Genomic DNA, 17,417 nt, shown 5'->3' with positions numbered 1-17,417 from the left:
CTTTGATGCATATCTGAATTTTTCTGGCAACAGCCATTATCATATCGACTAAAAACAGATCTCCTTTGGGACGTGTTATGAAATAATCAATAACCAAATATACAAACCAACAAGCGTAATAAACAATGTCGGAATCGTTAAGATAATACCCGTTTTAAGATACGTTCCCCATGAAATTTTCACGCCTTTTGTTGAAAGAACATGAAGCCACAAAAGCGTCGCTAAAGAACCAATCGGGGTAATTTTCGGACCTAAATCCGATCCAATAACGTTTGCATAAACGAGCGCTTCCTTGATTGTTCCAGCTGCGTGTGTGGCATCGATTGCTAGTGCATCAATCATAACGGTTGGCATATTGTTCATAATCGATGAAAGAATAGCCGCAGTGAATCCCATACCAATTGTTGCTGCAAACAGTCCATGACTAGCCGTTGCTTGGATCACGTCAGCCAGAATTTCTGTTAAACCGGCATTACGCAAGCCGTATACAACAACATACATGCCGATAGAGAAAAAGACAATCGCCCATGGAGCTCCCCGTAACACTTTTTTTGTATGAACCGCTCGGCTTTTTTTAGCCATCATCAAAAACAGAATAGCAATAATACCTGCAATAATCGAAACAGGGACGCTAAAGAATTCTCCAATTAAATAGCCTAGCACTAACAAAACTAAGACAATTCCAGATAATCGAAACATCTTTTCATCTTTGATGGCATCCACTGGCTTCTGTAAATCTGCTACATTGTATTTCTTAGGAATTCTTTTGCGGAAATACAGATATAAGACCATAATACTTGCAAACAGAGAAACCAAATCTGGAACAATCATGCGTGATGCAAATTCAGAAAAGCTAATACCGAAGAAGTCGGCTGATACGATATTTACTAAGTTACTAACAACAAGGGGCAGCGACGTTGTATCTGCAATAAATCCACTTGCGATAATAAACGGAAAAACCATTTTATCGTCGAACTTTAATGCCCGAACCATGGCTAGTACAATGGGTGTTAAAATCAACGCTGCTCCGTCATTAGCAAATAGCGCTGCTACAACGGCTCCAAGAAGAGACACGTACACAAACATACGCACGCCGTTCCCTCCTGCAGCTCTAGCCATATGAAGCGCTGCCCATTCAAAGAAACCAATTTCATCTAAAATTAAAGAAATAATAATAATAGCAATAAACGTAAGAGTCGCATTCCACACAATGCTGGTTACCTCAAGAACGTCTTGAAAATCAACAACGCCTGCCAGTAAAGCAATCATAGCTCCCCCGCAAGCCGACCAGCCGATTGATAAATTTTTCGGCTGCCAAATGACAAAAATTAATGTTACTAAAAAAATCAATGATGCTAGTACAACTGATGCCACTTTTTAAACCTCCAATTATTCACAACAACTAATACGCAGTCCTTGTTTTTCCAGCTCTTTTAAACGTTCGTCCTGACTTGGTACAGATTCAAGTATGCCCAGAACAAACTCATAGTACTGGCTTTCTTTATTAAGAGAATAAAAAACCCATTGCCCTTTTCTTCTTTCCTTCACAAGTTCAGCATCTCTTAATTTTCGTAAATGCTGACTAATTGAAGGTTGGCTAGCTTGATAGATATCTACGAACTCACAAACACAGCATTCATTGTTCTCTATTAATTTAACCATCGAAAGCCTTGTTTTATCTCCCAATAATTTTAAGATTTGGGCTGCCTTTTCAATACTATCTATAGATTTTGTGCTCATTAATGAATACCTCCTACTCCCTTTCAGTTGATAGATAATAATGTGCTTATGTATTAATGCTCATTACTATAATTGATTTCTAAATATTTTACAATTTTTTAGTAAACTAAAAGTGATTTAGTAGTTGTCTGAGGATTTAAAGAAGTTATTTTTCCTTACTAATCTAAACCAAATCTAGCACATAATACTACAAATATATTTTCAACATTCCACCAATAATGTGAATGCCCATCCAAATATTACTGACTACCAGTTGGATGGGCATTTCCTTATAATTTTTCTTTTTTTATTTGTACATATGGTTCGCTTTTCCTCTTTTTTGTAAAAAAATAGAGGCACTAATCCACGAAGTAATTGGAATAATAATGGCTACACCAATGCCTCCGCTTAAGATAGAAATGACTTCTGCACAAAAGGTTTTTGAATTGATAATATCTCCAAACGAATACGACAATCTCTTAAACCATATAATTAAAGTCAAATATCCCCCTACAAATGCAAAATACAGTGTATTGGTTGTAGTGCCTAAAATATCTCTTCCGATTTTCAGTCCTGAATTGAAGAGATTTTTTTTAGTTACGGATGGGTCATGAACAAATAATTCATTCATAGAAGATGAAATAGATAGCGAAATATCAATGATCGCTCCTATGGCTCCCATAATAATTGTACAAATGGCTATTTTAGCAAAGTCAATTCCAACGTAAAGTGAAAAAGCGTTAATTTCTTCTTCTTGTTCTTCTCCAAACCCTTGAATCATGGCATGATGTTCAATGATAAAAATAAAGAACACTAAAACGGCTAAGGTAATAATCGTTGAAACAAACGCAGCAAGCGTTTTATGATTGAATTTATTAATATAAAATAAATTAATGCAGCTAATGATTGTACAAGCGATCAACGTAACAATAATCGTATTTTTTATAGACAGCATAAAGAGAATGGTTAGAAAAATAACGCCAAAATTCAAGAACAAAGCAAGGAAAGATCTAATTCCTTTTTTTCCGCCCACCATACTCATCAGAATAAATAAAATAAGAGCAAGCAACAGTAAAACGTTCACTTTCTGTTCCCCTTCCTAAAAATAAAAAGAATCGAAAGATAGAGTGTAATTGGAATCGTTAAAACAATGCCAATGCTGCCAGTAAGAGCACGAATTAACTCTAACGAGAAATTCATTGAAAACGTGTACCCTAAAGGAGAACCGTTTTTTAAATAAAGAAGAACCATTGGAATTGTTCCACTTATATATGAAAAAAATAAAATATTCGTCATGGCTCCCATAATGTCTCCGCCAATTTCCTTGCCCGATTTCAGCAAGTCTTTGTGCGCTATCTCTTTATTCTTTTCATATAGTTCATAGACAGAAGAAGTAATCGTAATCGCTATATCCATAACAGCTCCTAGAGATCCTATTAGTACCTCACTCATAAATATTTTTTGAGGAGGAATCGTCACAAACTCCATTCCTTCATAATGAAGGCCATTAGAATCTGTCAGTTGCATGACACCATACGCGATTAAAAGAGAAACAAATGTACCTATTAAAGTTGAAATAATCGCTACATGCGTTTTTTCTTGATTACCGCTTACTAATAACAAAGAAATAACTGTAAAAAGAACGACAGCTACAATACATACAGCTAGCAAGCTCACATTCCCTAGTGCTAAATATACATTAAGGGCCCCGATTAAAAGGACAATATTAATAAATAAGCTAATGATCGAATAAAAACCTTGCTTTCTTCCAATAGCCAGCAAAATCAGTATAAATAAGCCCGCGACAGCGGTAACCTGCGTGTCCCGCTTCACTCCTTCAATCGTGCCGCTTAAAGCATGCTGTGAATTCTTTTCTAAGGAGACAAAAAGATCTGTTCCGACAGTGTACTTTTGATCATAAGCCCCTGAGTATGAGTACGTATTCTCTAAATGGATAAGCTTCCCTTTATATTTTCCGTTCATGATTTTAGCAACAATTTTTTGAGAATATACGGTATCTTTGTTGTGATTTAAATCAGTAGATTTATTTTGTTCTACAACATTCGTCTTCACTACCTCCGCTATCGGTTTTTTATAAAGCGAATAATTGTGGTTTGTTACTATTAGCGCTATACACAAACAGCAAATTCCTAGTATATAGAGAAAGATTTGTTTACGCGATAATTTATTAAACTTTTGCTTCGAAAAAAGATTCCTTATATGCTGGGAATACAGAGGTGACATCACATAATTCCTTTCTGGTTATTATTTGAACGCAGAGCTCTTGAACATGAAGAGACTGCAAAGAGATCTAAATTCCCTTTGCAGTCTTTTCATTCGTTTATTATGAGCGTTATAGAGTAAGACATACTCTAGGTACACAAGACGCTCAAACCTGCTGTTTTTTCCCTCCGTACTGTAACAGAGAAAAATGAAATTATAGTGAAAACGTAGAACGATTTATCTACTTCACTAGTTTTTTATGACTATCTTATATAATCATAGGAATATAAAAACAAATAGAAAACTGTCTGCGCTATAATAAATTGACTTTATAGCTACTGATTAGTTATAAAACTCATGAAAAGCGACAAATAGTTGCTAAAAACAAGGAGGTTATTTCATGTTAACGAAAAAAACACTTATCATGCTTTCTACTCTCACCCTTGTAACAACATGCGTAGCATTCAGCACTCCAACTACTGAAGCAGCTGCTAAAGATACCTACTCACAAAAAATTGAAACTAAAGCAGAAACAAGGCCTACGCTTCGTAAAGGTTCTCACTCTAGCTACGTAAAGGACTTACAGCAAAGCTTAAAAGATGTGAAGTATAACACATCAGTTGATGGAATTTTCGGTACGCAGACACAAAACGTAGTAAAAGAATTTCAAACCGATCACAGCTTGTCTCCAGATGGTATTGTTGGCCCCTTAACATGGGCAGCTTTAGATGAGAACAAGGTAGAAAGAAAGCAATTTCCTGTCAGCACAGCTATTACATTCGGTAAAAAAGAACTCGGTGACAACATTGTCTTCAGTACAGACGACCGCTTACGGAAAGATAACAACGATAAAGCTTACTACAGATTCGTAGCAAAAAACAAAGACTGGATGGATCAAGGCGGATCAGGTACCATAGGGTGGTATCATATTTACAAAAATGGAGATGTGATTGAAGCATCCAATTAAACCTATTTACAAATAACGGTTCGAAAAAAGCCTTCATAATCACTCTTTTGAGTGATTTACTATTTCTCTTACAGAATGCTGAAATTTAAAGGAATTATTCCGTAGGTATTTTACTTGAACAAGAACAGCTTTTTCTCCCCGCAGCTGTTCTTGTTATTTTTTAACAAAAATGAAAAAAATCAGCATATTGAACATTCTACACGCTGCTTTTTGCGATTACAGGACTACTCTGCGGGTCGAGGTCCTGCTTCTCGTCCTGAGTTCTCTACCGTTAATATGGGCCGAACGGTGATATCTTCATTTACACGAATTTGACATGATAAGCGCAAGTGATCTTCAATTGAACTTTCTGAGTATGCATTTTTCTCTGCGTGTGTTAAATCACAATATTCACCTTCAAGCACTTCTACCCTGCAAGTCGTGCATTTAGCTTTCCCGCCGCATCGATGAAGAATATTTATACCGTTGTCTTCGAGTGCCAAGACAAGCTTTTTTCCTTTTGCCACGTCAAAACTTCCGTATCCTAAAACGGTTACTCTTGGCATGTATCTCCCTCTTTCCCTCTACTGTGTACAAGCGATTTGAATTACACTATATGCAGTTTCTTTTTATTGCATGCCTAAATCCAATTAAGAAGACCATCATTTTGTAATACGGCAACTAAAACGACAATCCCAAGTATAATAACAGGTATCAGTGCTTTTAAAATTTGATACTTAGATAATTCTATACGTTGAGGCTCCTTTAACAAATGACTTTGATTTAACTCAGTATTGTTTTCACTTTCTTTATGATTCATGTTCCTCTGCCTTTCTATTTTTTATAGTGCGGTTCATATCTACTTCTGCTGAAATCACAAAAGTAGACACAGAATTTCTTCATAAAAATCATCTTAACCTTTTTAAGAACATGCTATACCAACAATTCTGTTTTAAAACAAGTCCCTATCATATGTTTCAAACAAACCAATTCATCTTGTTTCTCCTTTTAATAGCATCAGATCAGAAGACTAGACTTTTTCACATCACTAAGTGCATGAGCAAGGTCGTTATTTATAATCAAAAGTAAAACCCCATAGCGAGTCATAGGGTTTTACTTCGTACTTTGTTTTTTTGGAATTTTAATTTGTTTAATATCTCCCAACACATAAATATAAAAAATTAAGCCTAACAACAATACAATTCCCGCTACAATAAAGCTTAGATTAAAAGAACCGGTTTTATCCAAAAGATATCCCGTTAAAGCTGTAGCTATAATTCCACCAAACAAATTATTAGCTAAATTAACAATAGAACTGAGAAGAGAAATGGAGCCTGCAGGCGCAATTTCAGCAGAAATTGACCAGCCGATTGGTGCCGTTGCAGATATACCTGCCAGTCCAATCGAGATACAAATCATCGCTACTACAACACTATTGGTGAAAATAGAACCTAAAAAAACAAACCCTAAGCATAATCCTACAACAATGATCGTGCGATATACTTTTTGACTGTTATATCCTTTTTTTATGAGGTAATCAACAAGCCAACCGCCAACTAAAATGCCAGCAAATGTAGCAATTAGCCAAGGGACTGCCGTAAGCAGACCCGATGACATGATATCCATGCCGTATTTCTCTTTTAAAAAAGTTGGCAGCCACGTTAACAGTAAATTAAACGTATATCCATAGCCTGTAAACCCAATCATTAGCCCCCAAACTTTTCGATTTGTAAATAATACTTTTAAGGTATGTAAAAATTTTGATGTTTTTTCATCGTTCGCATTTAAATTATTTTCTTGAATATATTTCAGCTCATCATCTGATATGCGTCTATGCTTTTCTGGTTTTTCGTAATAAAACCAAAACAGCAGCGTAAACAGCACGTTTATCATTCCAATGGATAAAAATGCTGTGCGCCAATCAAATTTAGTGATGAGAAATGCTACAAGAGGCGCGCCAAGTACATTTGAAAATTTTGCCGCTGAATCAAACAAAGAATTTGGCAAGCTTCTTTCGTTTGGAGGAAACCATAGAGACGTAGCTTTCGACGCTGCTGGAAAAGCTGAAGCACTCATTATTCCTATTAAAAATCGAACGATATAGAGAAGAAGTTTTCCTTGCAAAAATGCCATCGACATAGTTAATAAACTCCAAATCACCATACCCACTCTTGTTACCCATGCTACTCCGAACCGATCAAGCAAGCTTCCGGCAGGTATTTGCATGATCGTATAAGAATACGTATAAATAGAAAAGACAATTCCGAGCTCTGTTCCCGTTAAGTGAAATGCATCTTGTATTGCAGGAGCGGCCACTGACACCGCTACACGATCAAAATAATTTAAAATAATCATACTGCTTAACAAAGATGAAATGAACCATCGTGTGCGTCCTGTCCGCTTTACTGTATGTTCACTCATAGCTAGCTCCTTTCATCAGTAGTTTGTTCGTTTTATTACCGTAGCATTCTACTTAATACCACCACTTCTTTTGAAAGAAACATGCGTTTTCTTCATCCATCATGCAAGAAATCCCTCATGATAAAACATAAAACAAGAAGTAAACAAAAAGAGATTGAGTCATAAAAAAATCAATCCAAACTACAGCTAGAAGCAACCACCTACATTCACCATAACAACGAAAAAATCCGAACGATGAATCGAGATTCTCAATCAAGAATCTCGATTCATCGTTCGGATCTTCCTTCACCTAAAACACTTTTGTACTAGCCTCTTTTTTCACTAACAGTCTATTTGGCTGAAAGTTCACTTTCGGTTACCCACTTGTGATTTTTTACTTTCTCTCCGCCTGTAGTCGGTGCGTAGTCTACCATGTATACCGTTGTTTTTTCGGCTGAACCAATCGTTGCTTTTGCCCCTTTCATACCTTTCATATGATCTGCTTCAAGCGTTACTTCGCTACCTGGCTTTAACTGCTCGTTACCCGCACCTTTTATTTCTTCTTGAATAACCCACTTATGATTTTTTACTTTTTTTCCGCCAGTCTTTGGCGTATACGAAACGGTATAGGCCGTAGTGTCGTAAGCACCAACAATCGTTGCTTCAGCCCCGTTCATGCCTTTCATATGATCTGCTTTTATAACGGCTTTATCTCCAACTTTATATGTTGGATTCTCTGCTTTTTTTAATCCTTTTGGAACCTCTCCTGAACTAGAGTGATTCATCTCTGAGTGATCGTGCATGGATTCATTTTTGTCAGCTGAAGGCTTTTCATGACTAGAATCGTTTCCGCATCCGCTTAGTCCAATAATGACAGATGCCCCAAGAATAAATAGCTGTTTTTTCATAACAGTCCCTCTTTTCCACATAATAAACTTTAAAATAAAAATCATTTAATCATTAGAAACAACTTACCTTTGCCTACTCTTCTTCTTTTCTTTATTGTAGCCAGAATTTGTGCAGATTTTGTGAAGATGAAGGTAATTGGGCACGAATAATTCCTGTGCCTAAAAAAGGCCCTCGTATGAATCACTTACCATAAGGAAAAAATATAAAAATAAAAGGAGGAAAGAAACATGCTAAAAATACGCTTTGCTCTGTCCTCACTGTTACTTGCGTTTAGCTTGGTGATGGGAACCCCTTTTGCTTCCGCACACTCCACCCTCTCATCTAGCGTACAAAAAATAGAAGTAACGTCCATTAAAATGAAAACGCTCAAAACATTTATCGATGAACAAGATATGAATGCATTCACTAACAGTATAAAAAAAGCGCAGCATATGAAACTTCTCTTAGATGAAGAATCTGCTGGGAGCATCGATTGCAAAATGACCATTACCTATGGAGATGGTTCTAGCCGTCATTATTTCATTTGGATTATGGATGATGGACGTGATGTGTTAATTGCTCGGCAAAAACACCCAGAAGACCTTCATCTTAAAGGGTATGAATTGAATCAAAAAAATTCCTTGCACCTAACAAAGCTGCTAAAGAATATTCTTTAGCAGCTTTGCTTTTAGATCACTTTCACCGAGAATGACTCGATGACTCTAATATTTTTTAGTTTATATTGCCCAAATAGCATATACTGCTATGACTGCGAGCACGTACAAAATAGCTGAGACGATCCATTTTTTCATATCTTATAGCCTCACTCTCTGCAATCGCAGTGCATTTAATACAACCGATACAGAACTAAAGGCCATCGCGGCTCCAGCGACCCAAGGGGCTAACAGACCAACTGCTGCAATTGGAATACCAAGCGTGTTGTAGCCCATTGCCCAGAATAAATTTTGCTTAATATTAGAAATCGTTTTTCTACTCATTTCAATCGCATCTGCAATGCTCATCAAGTCTCCTCGCATCAGCGTAATATCAGCGGCTTCCATCGCTACATCCGTTCCTGTTCCGATGGCCATTCCAATATCAGCTAGCGCAAGGGCAGGAGCATCATTAATACCGTCTCCTACCATTGCGACTTTTTTACCTTGCTGCTGAAGCTTTTTCACTTCTTCTGCTTTGCCTTCTGGCAACACTTCTGCTATAACGTGCTCAATACCCGCTTGCATCCCGATAGCCTGAGCTGTTTGACGATTATCACCTGTAATCATCATCACTTCTAAGCCCATTTCTTTTAACCTGGAAACTGCTTCTTTAGAAGTCGCTTTAATGGTATCTGCGACAGCAAGCATGCCGGCATATTTTCCGTCAAGAGCAACGAGCATAGCCGTTTTTCCTTCTCGTTCTAAATTTGTCATTTCTTCTAAAGCTGTATCAATATTCACTTTATGTTGGTTCATAAGCTTTCTTGTTCCCACTAACAGCTCTCGCTCTTGTACAGTTGCTTTCACTCCATACCCTGGAATAGCTTCAAAAGATAACGGATCTTGAATCTCTATACCTTTATTTTTTATACCTGCTACGAGTGCTTGAGCGAGAGGATGCTCCGACAAACGCTCAGCCGATGCAACTAACTGCAATAGCTCATTTTCTTCGTAGCCTTGTGCAATACGTACATCGGTTAACTCCGGAGTTCCATTTGTAACAGTTCCCGTTTTATCTAAAAGAATCGTATCGATTTTGTGCGTTGCTTCTAAATGCTCGCCACCTTTAAACAAAATACCAAATTCTGCTGCGCGGCCCGACCCCGCCATAATGGAAGTTGGAGTAGCTAAGCCTAACGCGCATGGACATGCAATCACTAATACGGCAATAAGCTTTTCTAAAGCTGGTGCAAATTCGCCAGGCGCAATCCAAATATACCAAACAAAGAAAGTAAGAAGTGCAATTCCGACTACAATTGGCACGAATATACCTGAGATATAATCAGCTAATCGCTGAATAGGCGCTTTAGAACCCTGCGCTTCTTCTACTACTTTAATAATTTGCGCAAGCGCCGTCTCCCTGCCAACGTTTGTAGCTTTTATTTTTAGAAAACCATTTTTATTGAGTGTAGCTCCAATTACTTTATCTCCAATGTTTTTATCTACCGGTACACTTTCACCTGTCAGCATGGACTCATCTAAGGCCGATTGCCCTTCAATAATCTCTCCGTCTACAGGCACTTTTTCACCAGGCTTAATAAAAATAACTTCGCCTTTTTGAACTTCTTCCACTGGAATTTCAACTTCCGCTCCGTCTCTTATGACAACGGCCGTTTTAGCCTGTAAGCCCATCATCTTTTTAATTGCTTCTGAAGAACGGCCTTTGGCGTTTGCTTCAAATAATTTCCCTAAAAGAATCAGCGTAATCAATATAGCGCTCGTTTCATAGTAAAGCTGATTCGTATGAGCTGATGACCCAAGTGATTTAAGAGAAAAGTATAGACTGTAAAAATAAGCTGCGCTTGTGCCTAGTGCTACTAAAACATCCATGTTGGCACTTTTGTTACGCAGAGCTTTAAATGCGCCTACATAAAATTGCTTCCCTACCACGAATTGAACAGGCGTAGCTAAAGCGAGCTGAACCCATGGATTCATCAGCATATGAGGTAAAGGAATAAACGACGTAAACGTAAAATGACTAACCATTGCCCATAATAACGGTACGCTTAAAATAAAAGAAAACCAAAATTTTCCTTTTTGTTCACTCAGTTCTTTTTCTCTATAGCTTTGCTCTTCTTCTTTTTCTTCCGACTTTAGCTTTGCTCCGTATCCAAGCTTTTCAACTCGCTGCGTTATATCTTGCGGAGCTATTTGAGAAGGGCTGTATTCAACAGAAGCCGTTTCTAAAGCAAGGTTAACACTTGCCTTTGTCACGCCTTCTAATTTGTTTAACCCTTTTTCAATACGAGTCGAACAAGCGGCGCACGTCATGCCCGTAATAGCAAATTCGGCTTTTTCACTTACAACTCCGTACCCAAGCTTTTCGATTTTTTCTTCAAAGGCCTGTGGACTTGTTTTAGACGGATCAAATATGATAGTAGATCTTTCCAAAGCCAAATTTACGTTTGCTTCTTTTACACCTTCTATTTTTTTTAATCCTTTTTCAATTCGGTTAGAACACGCTGCACATGTCATACCCGTAATTTGCAAGGTGGCTTCTCTTTGTTTGTCACTCATCACGCTTCGCCTCCCGTTATATACCTAATAGGGGTATATATTTTTCCTAAATCAAGCGTGCGAAGGTATTCGCACGCGATGCTGTTTATGCTACGTCATAACCTTGGTCATCGATAGCTTCTTTAATATCTTCGACCGTTACTTGACTTGGATCAAATGCAACTGTTACTTTTGCATCTTCTAAGCTTACTTCTACGCTTTTAACGCCATTAAGTTCGCCTACGCCGCCTTCAACAGCTTTGACGCAATGACCGCAAGACATTCCTTGTACCGATAATGTTACGTTTTCCATTTTTAGCATCTCCTTTATTTCATTAATCGTTTAATGGTTGTTAATAATTCATCCACTACTTCTTCATCACCATCTTGCACACGTTCTACAATGCAATGCTTCAAGTGACCTTCAAGCAAAATTTTACTTACACTATTTAAAGCAGACTGCGCAGCTGCGATTTGAGTAATCACGTCGTCACAATACGTATCTTTTTCGATTAATCCTTTAATTCCTCGAATTTGTCCTTCAATTCGATTTAATCGGCTTGTTAGATTTTTTTTCACTTCTGGAGAATGGTGACTTTTTCTTTCACTATTTATCGTACAACATTTTTCTTCACTGTTCATGTGATTCGCTTCGACCATCTAACATCCTCCCTTCATGACTTCATCATACTATACCCCCCTACCCTATGTAAAGGGAAAAGTTCGCTTACTTTATCTTTTCACCAATTTCGATAGCTATGCTCATATCATTTTCAACTAACATCAACCCACTTATAGCCTATTCCCCATACGGTTTGCAGGTATTCGTCTACAGGAAAACCCGCTTTTCTAAGCTTATCCCGAACATTTCGCACGTGAGAGTCAATAGTACGATCTCCAATCTCAGCCTCATATCCCCACACTAACACAAGCAAGTCGTCCCGGCTGAACACACGATTTAAATGCTGAAGAAGTAATCCCACTAATTCAAATTCTTTAGGGGTCACTTGAATGTACTGATTTTTATATTGTAATACGTGGTCTTCCTTGCTCCATACTAAGCCTTTATAGGTGATTTCATTCTTTTCTTTTAAGGAACGTCTAAGAACCGCGCTGATGCGTGCAACCAATTCTTCTTCGCTAAACGGTTTAGTAATATAGTCGTCTGCCCCTATATTTAATCCTTTTACTACATCTAAGGTTTGGCTGCGGGCTGTGAGCATAATGACCGGTAGATCAGACATTTTTCTTACTTTTTGACAAATCTCCCACCCATCTTCGCTTGGCATCATAATATCTAATAACATCAAATCTGCTTTGTTACCTTCATAAAGATAGCGCAGCGCTTCTGTGCCCCTTTCAAATTTTATACATGTAAATCCGTTTGGCAGCAGATAAAGTTCTAGTAAATCCAGCATCCTTGCTTCATCATCTACTAATAAAATAGTGGCCATCCTATCCATCCTCTCTTAATACAATCTCTACGGTCGTTCCTTTTCCCCTCTCGCTTATGATTGTTATCTCTCCTCCATGAGCTTCTACAATCTCCTTTACAATTGATAAGCCTAATCCGTAGCCTCCGCTTTTTCTCGAGCGAGATTTTTCCACTCGATATAGCTTGTCAAATACGTAAGGCAGATCTTGTTCTGGAATGCCTATTCCTTGATCTTTAAGAGTTATTGTCAATGATTCAGCTGATTTTTTTACAATCAAATCAATTTTAGTCCCTTCTTTTGAATATTTCATTGCGTTATCAAGTAAATTGATAATCACTTGCTGAAATCTTTCAGGATCTAGTAAAATGTAAAGACCTTGAGAGCAGCTTATGTCCAGATCCATCTCTTTTTCTTTTAAAGCTAAATGAAAATGCGCGCATATGGTGTGCAAATACGTAGCCAGTTCTACTTTTTGTTTTTGAATAAAAAACGTATGCTGATCCAGCTGCGCCAGCTGAAACAAATCTTTGACTAACTGTGAAATTCTTTCCGCTTCTTCTTCCACAATAGCAAGATATTTATCATGTTCTTGCGGTGTATTAGAAGGCCTTCTAGCAACGTCTGCGTATCCCTTTAAATACATCAAAGGAGTTTGAAGTTCATGTGAAATGCTGCTTAAAAATTCATTTCTCTCTTTTCGTAACCGCTGCAGCTCATTTGCTAGCGACTGAATGGACATTCCTAATTGTCCAAGTTCATCTCTTGAATGAGCGCCAAGCTTTACAGACAAATCCCCTTGACTCAGCTTCTCTGTTGCTTTTTTCATCTTGATTAAAGGAGCGGTTATAAATTTAGACAGAGCAAAAATAGTCACAATTGAAAATAAAATGGAAACAGCTCCCGCTACGTAAAAATGATGCTGTAGTCTCGCAATCATTTCGTGAATGTCATTTGTGTTTTTGAACATATAAACCGTTCCGAACTGCTGACGGCCTTTTTTAATAGGTGATGCTGTGGCGATATAAGGTTTTCTTTTCCAGTCGCCTTGCATAATTTCACCTTTGTATGTAAGAGACTTTCCTTTCCATTTCTCTACTGCTTTTCTTGCACCTTGAATTAAAGGCCGAGACGAACTGATAATTTTTCCTGTCTTATCTGTTATGACAACATCAGTTTCTGCTTCAGATTCCATCAGTGCAACATGGTTAAGCGTAGCCGAATCATGATGCTTCTCTAATACTTCCCGGTGACTGTTTCCTCTTAAACGCAAACTTTCTAATTCCTCCGAAATTCGTGTGTTGGCAAGACCGCTATATAAGTAAAAAAAGAGAGCCGCTTCAATTAGTAAAATGAACATTAAAAACAAGAGTCCAAGCTTAATAGAAAGTCTATTCATTTATTCACATCCCTTGCTTTCATTATAGAAGTAACAATTGAAGAAACTGTGCAGAATAAAGCATATATGATTGAATAACTATTATTCTCTGACAGTTTACCACAGGTATCTGACAGCTTAGCGTATAAAGTACGTTTATCATACCGTAAATTTTGAACTCACTAAGCACGCAGCACTACATAATCCAAACGCAAAAAAAGTGGAGACATAACGAAATCCCTCCAATCCACAGCTAGAAGCACCTATATACAGGAAACCTACGTTCACCATATCAATAAAATCAACAAAAAACCCGAACGAGTTGGATTCTCCATCAAGAATCTCACTTCATCGTTCGGATTTCCTTTAACTAAAATACTTTTGTCCCAGTCTCTTTTTATTTAACAATGATAACAGGACATTCTGCGGATTGAGCAACTTCGTGACTTACACTTCCTAAAAAGGTCTCTTTAACAAAGCCCTTTCCCCGGCTTCCTATTACAATGACGTCTTGTTGATTGTCACTTGCGTATTCGATAATTTTCTTTGAAGCTGTGCCTTCTAAACCGTATGCCTCATATGGAATACCTGATTGAGTTAAATGATTGTGAGCTTCAGATAAAATATCGCGGTTTTCTTCTTCTATCAGTGCGTCTAAGTCAACGCTAAAAACAGGCTGCTGCAAGTGAATTCTTTCCTTAATATGTACAATTGTCAGCTTATTAGCATTTACGCTTTTAGCTAGTTTACTTGCATGTTGAAGAGCACGAATAGAAGGTGCGGAGCCATCAAAGGCGACTAAAATTTTGTTATACATATAAAGAACCCTCTCTCTTTTTGTTCTTTCGTGATGTATTACTATCTAGATGCTGTAGATGATAAAGCAAAAAATAATAAAGTAAGAGACTTCTTGATTTTTGCTTTATCATCCATACTATACTTTTACCGCTTTCAGAAAAAACAAAACATTTATCCGTTTTTTTCCATATAAAAAGCCTTTGCTCACTAGAAGCAAAGGCTGATTGTTTATGTTAGTAGGTTATTTAACAAACTTCTTTTAACTCTTCAGTTAAACGTAAAAAAGTTTCTTTATCTCTTTTTTCTAACGACTGATCAATTTGCAGTAAAAGCTGTGCTTTTTTAAAGTCACGAAGAGATTTGTTTAGCACTAGTTGAGCTGCTGTCGCGTCTGATACTTTTACTTCTTCTCGTGTCATTTTGCGGGACGTATAGTTTTCCATTACAAGTCAACTCCTCATCCTTTTCGCTATTATATAAGAAATCATATAATTATTCAAATATTTTTTCTTATTTTTCATTTTAAATTTGACCCCCAAAAACCGAGATTAAGACATAACGAAATCAATTCAATCTAAAGACAAACAAATTGGATACATGAGCTGAACCGCTTGTGACACCGCTGTTGATTTCCGTGCAAGGCTTCGCCTTGCCATCCAATCAACCGCTAGAAGCACCGACCCACATAAACGAAACCTACGTTCATCACAATAACAAAAAAATCCGAACGAGTTGGATCCTTTATCAAGAATCTCGATTCATCGTTCGGATTTTCTTTCCACTAAAATACTTTTGTCTCAGCCTCTTGATATCACAACCACTCTGGGCATGAAGAACCTCGAGGAACGAGAACCGTCTTATATTCCCCTGGAGTTTCCGGCATTTCGATTTGTTCTGTAAGCCCTTGGTACAATCCTAAAGGTGTTTGGGCTGTAAAGAGATCCGGTGCAATGTACTCATGCTTCTCTGACGAACCAGCTGTTTGATGAGCGTATGTTTTGTCATAGATGCCCATTGATAAAATCCATAAAGATACGCGATCTAATGATACACGCACGCGGTAGCTGCCTCCTTCTTTTGCTCTTCTTTCTAGTGCCATTAAAGCACCGACTTCAAGCAGCCAAGAAACCGCATAATCGTTTACCACTACAATAGGAGGCAGCTTAGGATTTTCTGGCGACCCTTCTAATGCCATGACTCCCGTTACACTTCCCGCTGTTTGGTCAAATCCATTTCTTTTTGCCCACTCTCCTTGCGTTCCATGCAGGTTAACGGTGCAGTGGACGATTCCTGGTTTTAATGTCGCACACTCTTCAGCGGTTAGACCGTATCTCTCTAGGAATCCGTATCGACGGTTCGCAAAAAAGATATCTGCTCCTTGTAGAAGTTCAACCATTTTTTCTTTTCCTTCTTTTTCACCGATATCCAGCGTTGAAGAGCGCATTCCGACATTAGACGTAGCGTAAATCGTATCATGCTCCCAATCCGTTGGCTTCCAAATATTTAAGACGTCGGCACCGTGTAAGGCGAGAGCTCGACCAAATCCTGCTCCTGCAATAACATGACCAAGACCTAATGCTCGAATACCGTCTAGCGGCGTTTTAGGATTCTTTGAAAAAGGAATCGGCTCACTTTCTCCAATCTTTTCAATTTCAATTAAAGGAAGCTGCGCTACTTCTTCATACACGGACTCATTCATGAACTCTTCAATTGTCCGCACAACAGGCATGATAACTCCTCGCTCCGCTGCAGCTTTTTCTAATTCTTCTGCATTCCATCCGCGAATTTCTTTTGCCACTGCATCAGGGTCTTCTATACCATTTAACAGCTTTAGCGTTTCATGCTTGGAGCGTGGATATGGATTCAGCGGCATCACCCATTTGTCATCTTTTGTTTGATAAAAGCGAAAGCCTAATGGGTTATATGGATCATTTGCTTTACTTGGTGCGTACCCATTAAGCTTTTCCCATTTTTTATCGTAAAAAGGTGATAATCTTCGGATAGCTTTTCGTAAATCCATATGAATATCTTGACCTTTTCCGCCTCGTATTCTCCAAATTTTTGAGACAGCTACTGATTTAGCAACTAGTGCAATAGCTGCTGCTGAGGCAAGGCGCAGCGTACTAGGAACAACCGGATCTTCTCCGTAAAACGTAATGTTTCCTCCACTGTCTTTTGCTGATAAACCTACTCCTTGAAGCACATTTTCAAGCTCTTGATAGATATCAAAATCACTATTATCCGTTAAACGATTTTCATTTGCTTTCACAATAGATTTTGTTAGCTGATCTTTAGTAATGTTGCTCACGTATAACCCCTTCTTTCCTCATATAATTACCTCATTATGTCCCTGCTTGCTGAAGTTATGCCCTCGTCGAGTTAAATCAAAGCACTTTAATATAACCTTTACGTTAACGTTA

General features: G+C 37.9%; 18 protein-coding genes. 2 read left to right on the top strand and 16 right to left on the bottom strand.

Annotation, left to right across the window (positions count from 1 at the left end; genetic code table 11):
* Nucleotides 1-75 precede the first annotated feature (75 nt).
* The 4 genes from OK414_RS09920 to OK414_RS09905 all read right to left on the bottom strand — a co-directional run bounded on the left by OK414_RS09920 (nucleotide 76) and on the right by OK414_RS09905 (nucleotide 3,792).
* On the bottom strand, nucleotides 76-1,374 hold the full coding sequence (locus tag OK414_RS09920) for an arsenic transporter (RefSeq protein WP_263045558.1): 1,299 nt from the start codon (nucleotides 1,372-1,374) through the stop codon (nucleotides 76-78).
* Between the two features lie 15 nt (nucleotides 1,375-1,389).
* Nucleotides 1,390-1,740, bottom strand: coding sequence for an ArsR/SmtB family transcription factor (locus OK414_RS09915; protein WP_013056623.1), 351 nt, complete (start codon nucleotides 1,738-1,740; stop codon nucleotides 1,390-1,392).
* Between the two features lie 286 nt (nucleotides 1,741-2,026).
* Entirely contained in the window at nucleotides 2,027-2,803 is a 777-nt protein-coding gene (locus OK414_RS09910) for a YibE/F family protein (protein WP_205662750.1), read from the bottom strand.
* Nucleotides 2,800-3,792 carry a YibE/F family protein gene (locus OK414_RS09905; protein WP_205662749.1) on the bottom strand — a complete coding sequence of 331 codons (993 nt, stop codon included), beginning with the start codon at nucleotides 3,790-3,792 and terminating at the stop codon, nucleotides 2,800-2,802. The genes OK414_RS09910 and OK414_RS09905 overlap by 4 nt, the downstream gene beginning before the upstream one ends.
* Before the next feature lie 550 nt (nucleotides 3,793-4,342).
* Between OK414_RS09905 and OK414_RS09900 the strand changes: the two genes are divergently transcribed.
* Complete coding sequence (locus tag OK414_RS09900; protein ID WP_095379537.1) at nucleotides 4,343-4,909, top strand: peptidoglycan-binding domain-containing protein; 567 nt, start codon at nucleotides 4,343-4,345, stop codon at nucleotides 4,907-4,909.
* Nucleotides 4,910-5,133: 224 nt separating this feature from the next.
* Here the strand turns inward: OK414_RS09900 and OK414_RS09895 are convergent, their stop codons facing one another.
* The 4 genes from OK414_RS09895 to OK414_RS09880 all read right to left on the bottom strand — a co-directional run bounded on the left by OK414_RS09895 (nucleotide 5,134) and on the right by OK414_RS09880 (nucleotide 8,196).
* On the bottom strand, nucleotides 5,134-5,454 hold the full coding sequence (locus tag OK414_RS09895) for a (2Fe-2S)-binding protein (RefSeq protein ID WP_263045557.1): 321 nt from the start codon (nucleotides 5,452-5,454) through the stop codon (nucleotides 5,134-5,136).
* Nucleotides 5,455-5,528: 74 nt separating this feature from the next.
* On the bottom strand, nucleotides 5,529-5,708 hold the full coding sequence (locus OK414_RS09890) for a hypothetical protein (protein ID WP_013082801.1): 180 nt from the start codon (nucleotides 5,706-5,708) through the stop codon (nucleotides 5,529-5,531).
* A 293-nt stretch (nucleotides 5,709-6,001) separates the two neighbouring features.
* The gene (locus OK414_RS09885; RefSeq protein ID WP_016763790.1) at nucleotides 6,002-7,309 is read right to left on the bottom strand and encodes an MFS transporter; all 1,308 of its coding nucleotides are present in this window, start codon (nucleotides 7,307-7,309) and stop codon (nucleotides 6,002-6,004) included.
* A gap of 329 nt (nucleotides 7,310-7,638) precedes the next feature.
* Nucleotides 7,639-8,196 (bottom strand): YdhK family protein, encoded by a 558-nt coding sequence (locus tag OK414_RS09880; protein ID WP_205662748.1) that lies wholly within the window; start codon nucleotides 8,194-8,196, stop codon nucleotides 7,639-7,641.
* Nucleotides 8,197-8,424: 228 nt separating this feature from the next.
* Between OK414_RS09880 and OK414_RS09875 the strand changes: the two genes are divergently transcribed.
* The gene (locus OK414_RS09875; protein WP_205662747.1) at nucleotides 8,425-8,853 is read left to right on the top strand and encodes a hypothetical protein; all 429 of its coding nucleotides are present in this window, start codon (nucleotides 8,425-8,427) and stop codon (nucleotides 8,851-8,853) included.
* Nucleotides 8,854-8,991: 138 nt separating this feature from the next.
* On the opposite strand, the gene OK414_RS09870 is transcribed toward OK414_RS09875, so the two are convergent.
* From OK414_RS09870 to OK414_RS09835, 8 genes are all read right to left on the bottom strand, one after another.
* On the bottom strand, nucleotides 8,992-11,409 hold the full coding sequence (locus OK414_RS09870; protein ID WP_205662746.1) for a heavy metal translocating P-type ATPase: 2,418 nt from the start codon (nucleotides 11,407-11,409) through the stop codon (nucleotides 8,992-8,994).
* Nucleotides 11,410-11,494: 85 nt separating this feature from the next.
* A complete protein-coding gene (gene copZ, locus OK414_RS09865; protein WP_013082796.1) occupies nucleotides 11,495-11,701 on the bottom strand; it encodes a copper chaperone CopZ in 207 nt (68 codons plus the stop codon).
* Nucleotides 11,702-11,715: 14 nt separating this feature from the next.
* Nucleotides 11,716-12,048, bottom strand: a complete 333-nt coding sequence (locus OK414_RS09860; protein ID WP_013056612.1) for a metal-sensitive transcriptional regulator — start codon at nucleotides 12,046-12,048, stop codon at nucleotides 11,716-11,718.
* A 113-nt stretch (nucleotides 12,049-12,161) separates the two neighbouring features.
* A complete protein-coding gene (locus tag OK414_RS09855; RefSeq protein WP_016763786.1) occupies nucleotides 12,162-12,842 on the bottom strand; it encodes a response regulator transcription factor in 681 nt (226 codons plus the stop codon).
* A gap of 1 nt (nucleotide 12,843) precedes the next feature.
* Nucleotides 12,844-14,220 carry a sensor histidine kinase gene (locus OK414_RS09850; protein WP_263045556.1) on the bottom strand — a complete coding sequence of 459 codons (1,377 nt, stop codon included), beginning with the start codon at nucleotides 14,218-14,220 and terminating at the stop codon, nucleotides 12,844-12,846.
* 376 nt (nucleotides 14,221-14,596) lie between these two features.
* Nucleotides 14,597-15,016 carry a universal stress protein gene (locus OK414_RS09845; RefSeq protein WP_013082793.1) on the bottom strand — a complete coding sequence of 140 codons (420 nt, stop codon included), beginning with the start codon at nucleotides 15,014-15,016 and terminating at the stop codon, nucleotides 14,597-14,599.
* A 226-nt stretch (nucleotides 15,017-15,242) separates the two neighbouring features.
* Nucleotides 15,243-15,440 (bottom strand): IDEAL domain-containing protein, encoded by a 198-nt coding sequence (locus OK414_RS09840; protein ID WP_013082792.1) that lies wholly within the window; start codon nucleotides 15,438-15,440, stop codon nucleotides 15,243-15,245.
* A 368-nt stretch (nucleotides 15,441-15,808) separates the two neighbouring features.
* The gene (locus tag OK414_RS09835; protein WP_263045555.1) at nucleotides 15,809-17,305 is read right to left on the bottom strand and encodes a CoA transferase; all 1,497 of its coding nucleotides are present in this window, start codon (nucleotides 17,303-17,305) and stop codon (nucleotides 15,809-15,811) included.
* Between the last annotated feature and the right edge of the window lie 112 nt (nucleotides 17,306-17,417).

Origin of the sequence: Priestia sp. JV24, assembly GCF_025910025.1 — a bacterium.
Classification (GTDB): domain Bacteria; phylum Bacillota; class Bacilli; order Bacillales; family Bacillaceae_H; genus Priestia; species Priestia megaterium.
Note: the sequence above shows the minus strand (reverse complement) of the source record. Positions and strands in the feature narration are given on the sequence as shown.

Bases quoted from the DNA above. Each gene is read 5' to 3' on its own strand.
- OK414_RS09915 (WP_013056623.1), bottom strand. From the start codon at position 1,740: ATGAGCACAAAATCTATAGATAGTATTGAAAAGGCAGCCCAAATCTTA.
- OK414_RS09900 (WP_095379537.1), top strand. From the start codon at position 4,343: ATGTTAACGAAAAAAACACTTATCATGCTTTCTACTCTCACCCTTGTA.
- OK414_RS09895 (WP_263045557.1), bottom strand. From the start codon at position 5,454: ATGCCAAGAGTAACCGTTTTAGGATACGGAAGTTTTGACGTGGCAAAA.
- OK414_RS09890 (WP_013082801.1), bottom strand. From the start codon at position 5,708: ATGAATCATAAAGAAAGTGAAAACAATACTGAGTTAAATCAAAGTCAT.
- OK414_RS09885 (WP_016763790.1), bottom strand. From the start codon at position 7,309: ATGAGTGAACATACAGTAAAGCGGACAGGACGCACACGATGGTTCATT.
- OK414_RS09880 (WP_205662748.1), bottom strand. From the start codon at position 8,196: ATGAAAAAACAGCTATTTATTCTTGGGGCATCTGTCATTATTGGACTA.
- OK414_RS09875 (WP_205662747.1), top strand. From the start codon at position 8,425: ATGCTAAAAATACGCTTTGCTCTGTCCTCACTGTTACTTGCGTTTAGC.
- OK414_RS09870 (WP_205662746.1), bottom strand. From the start codon at position 11,409: ATGAGTGACAAACAAAGAGAAGCCACCTTGCAAATTACGGGTATGACA.
- copZ (WP_013082796.1), bottom strand. From the start codon at position 11,701: ATGGAAAACGTAACATTATCGGTACAAGGAATGTCTTGCGGTCATTGC.
- OK414_RS09860 (WP_013056612.1), bottom strand. From the start codon at position 12,048: ATGGTCGAAGCGAATCACATGAACAGTGAAGAAAAATGTTGTACGATA.
- OK414_RS09855 (WP_016763786.1), bottom strand. From the start codon at position 12,842: ATGGCCACTATTTTATTAGTAGATGATGAAGCAAGGATGCTGGATTTA.
- OK414_RS09850 (WP_263045556.1), bottom strand. From the start codon at position 14,220: ATGAATAGACTTTCTATTAAGCTTGGACTCTTGTTTTTAATGTTCATT.
- OK414_RS09845 (WP_013082793.1), bottom strand. From the start codon at position 15,016: ATGTATAACAAAATTTTAGTCGCCTTTGATGGCTCCGCACCTTCTATT.
- OK414_RS09840 (WP_013082792.1), bottom strand. From the start codon at position 15,440: ATGGAAAACTATACGTCCCGCAAAATGACACGAGAAGAAGTAAAAGTA.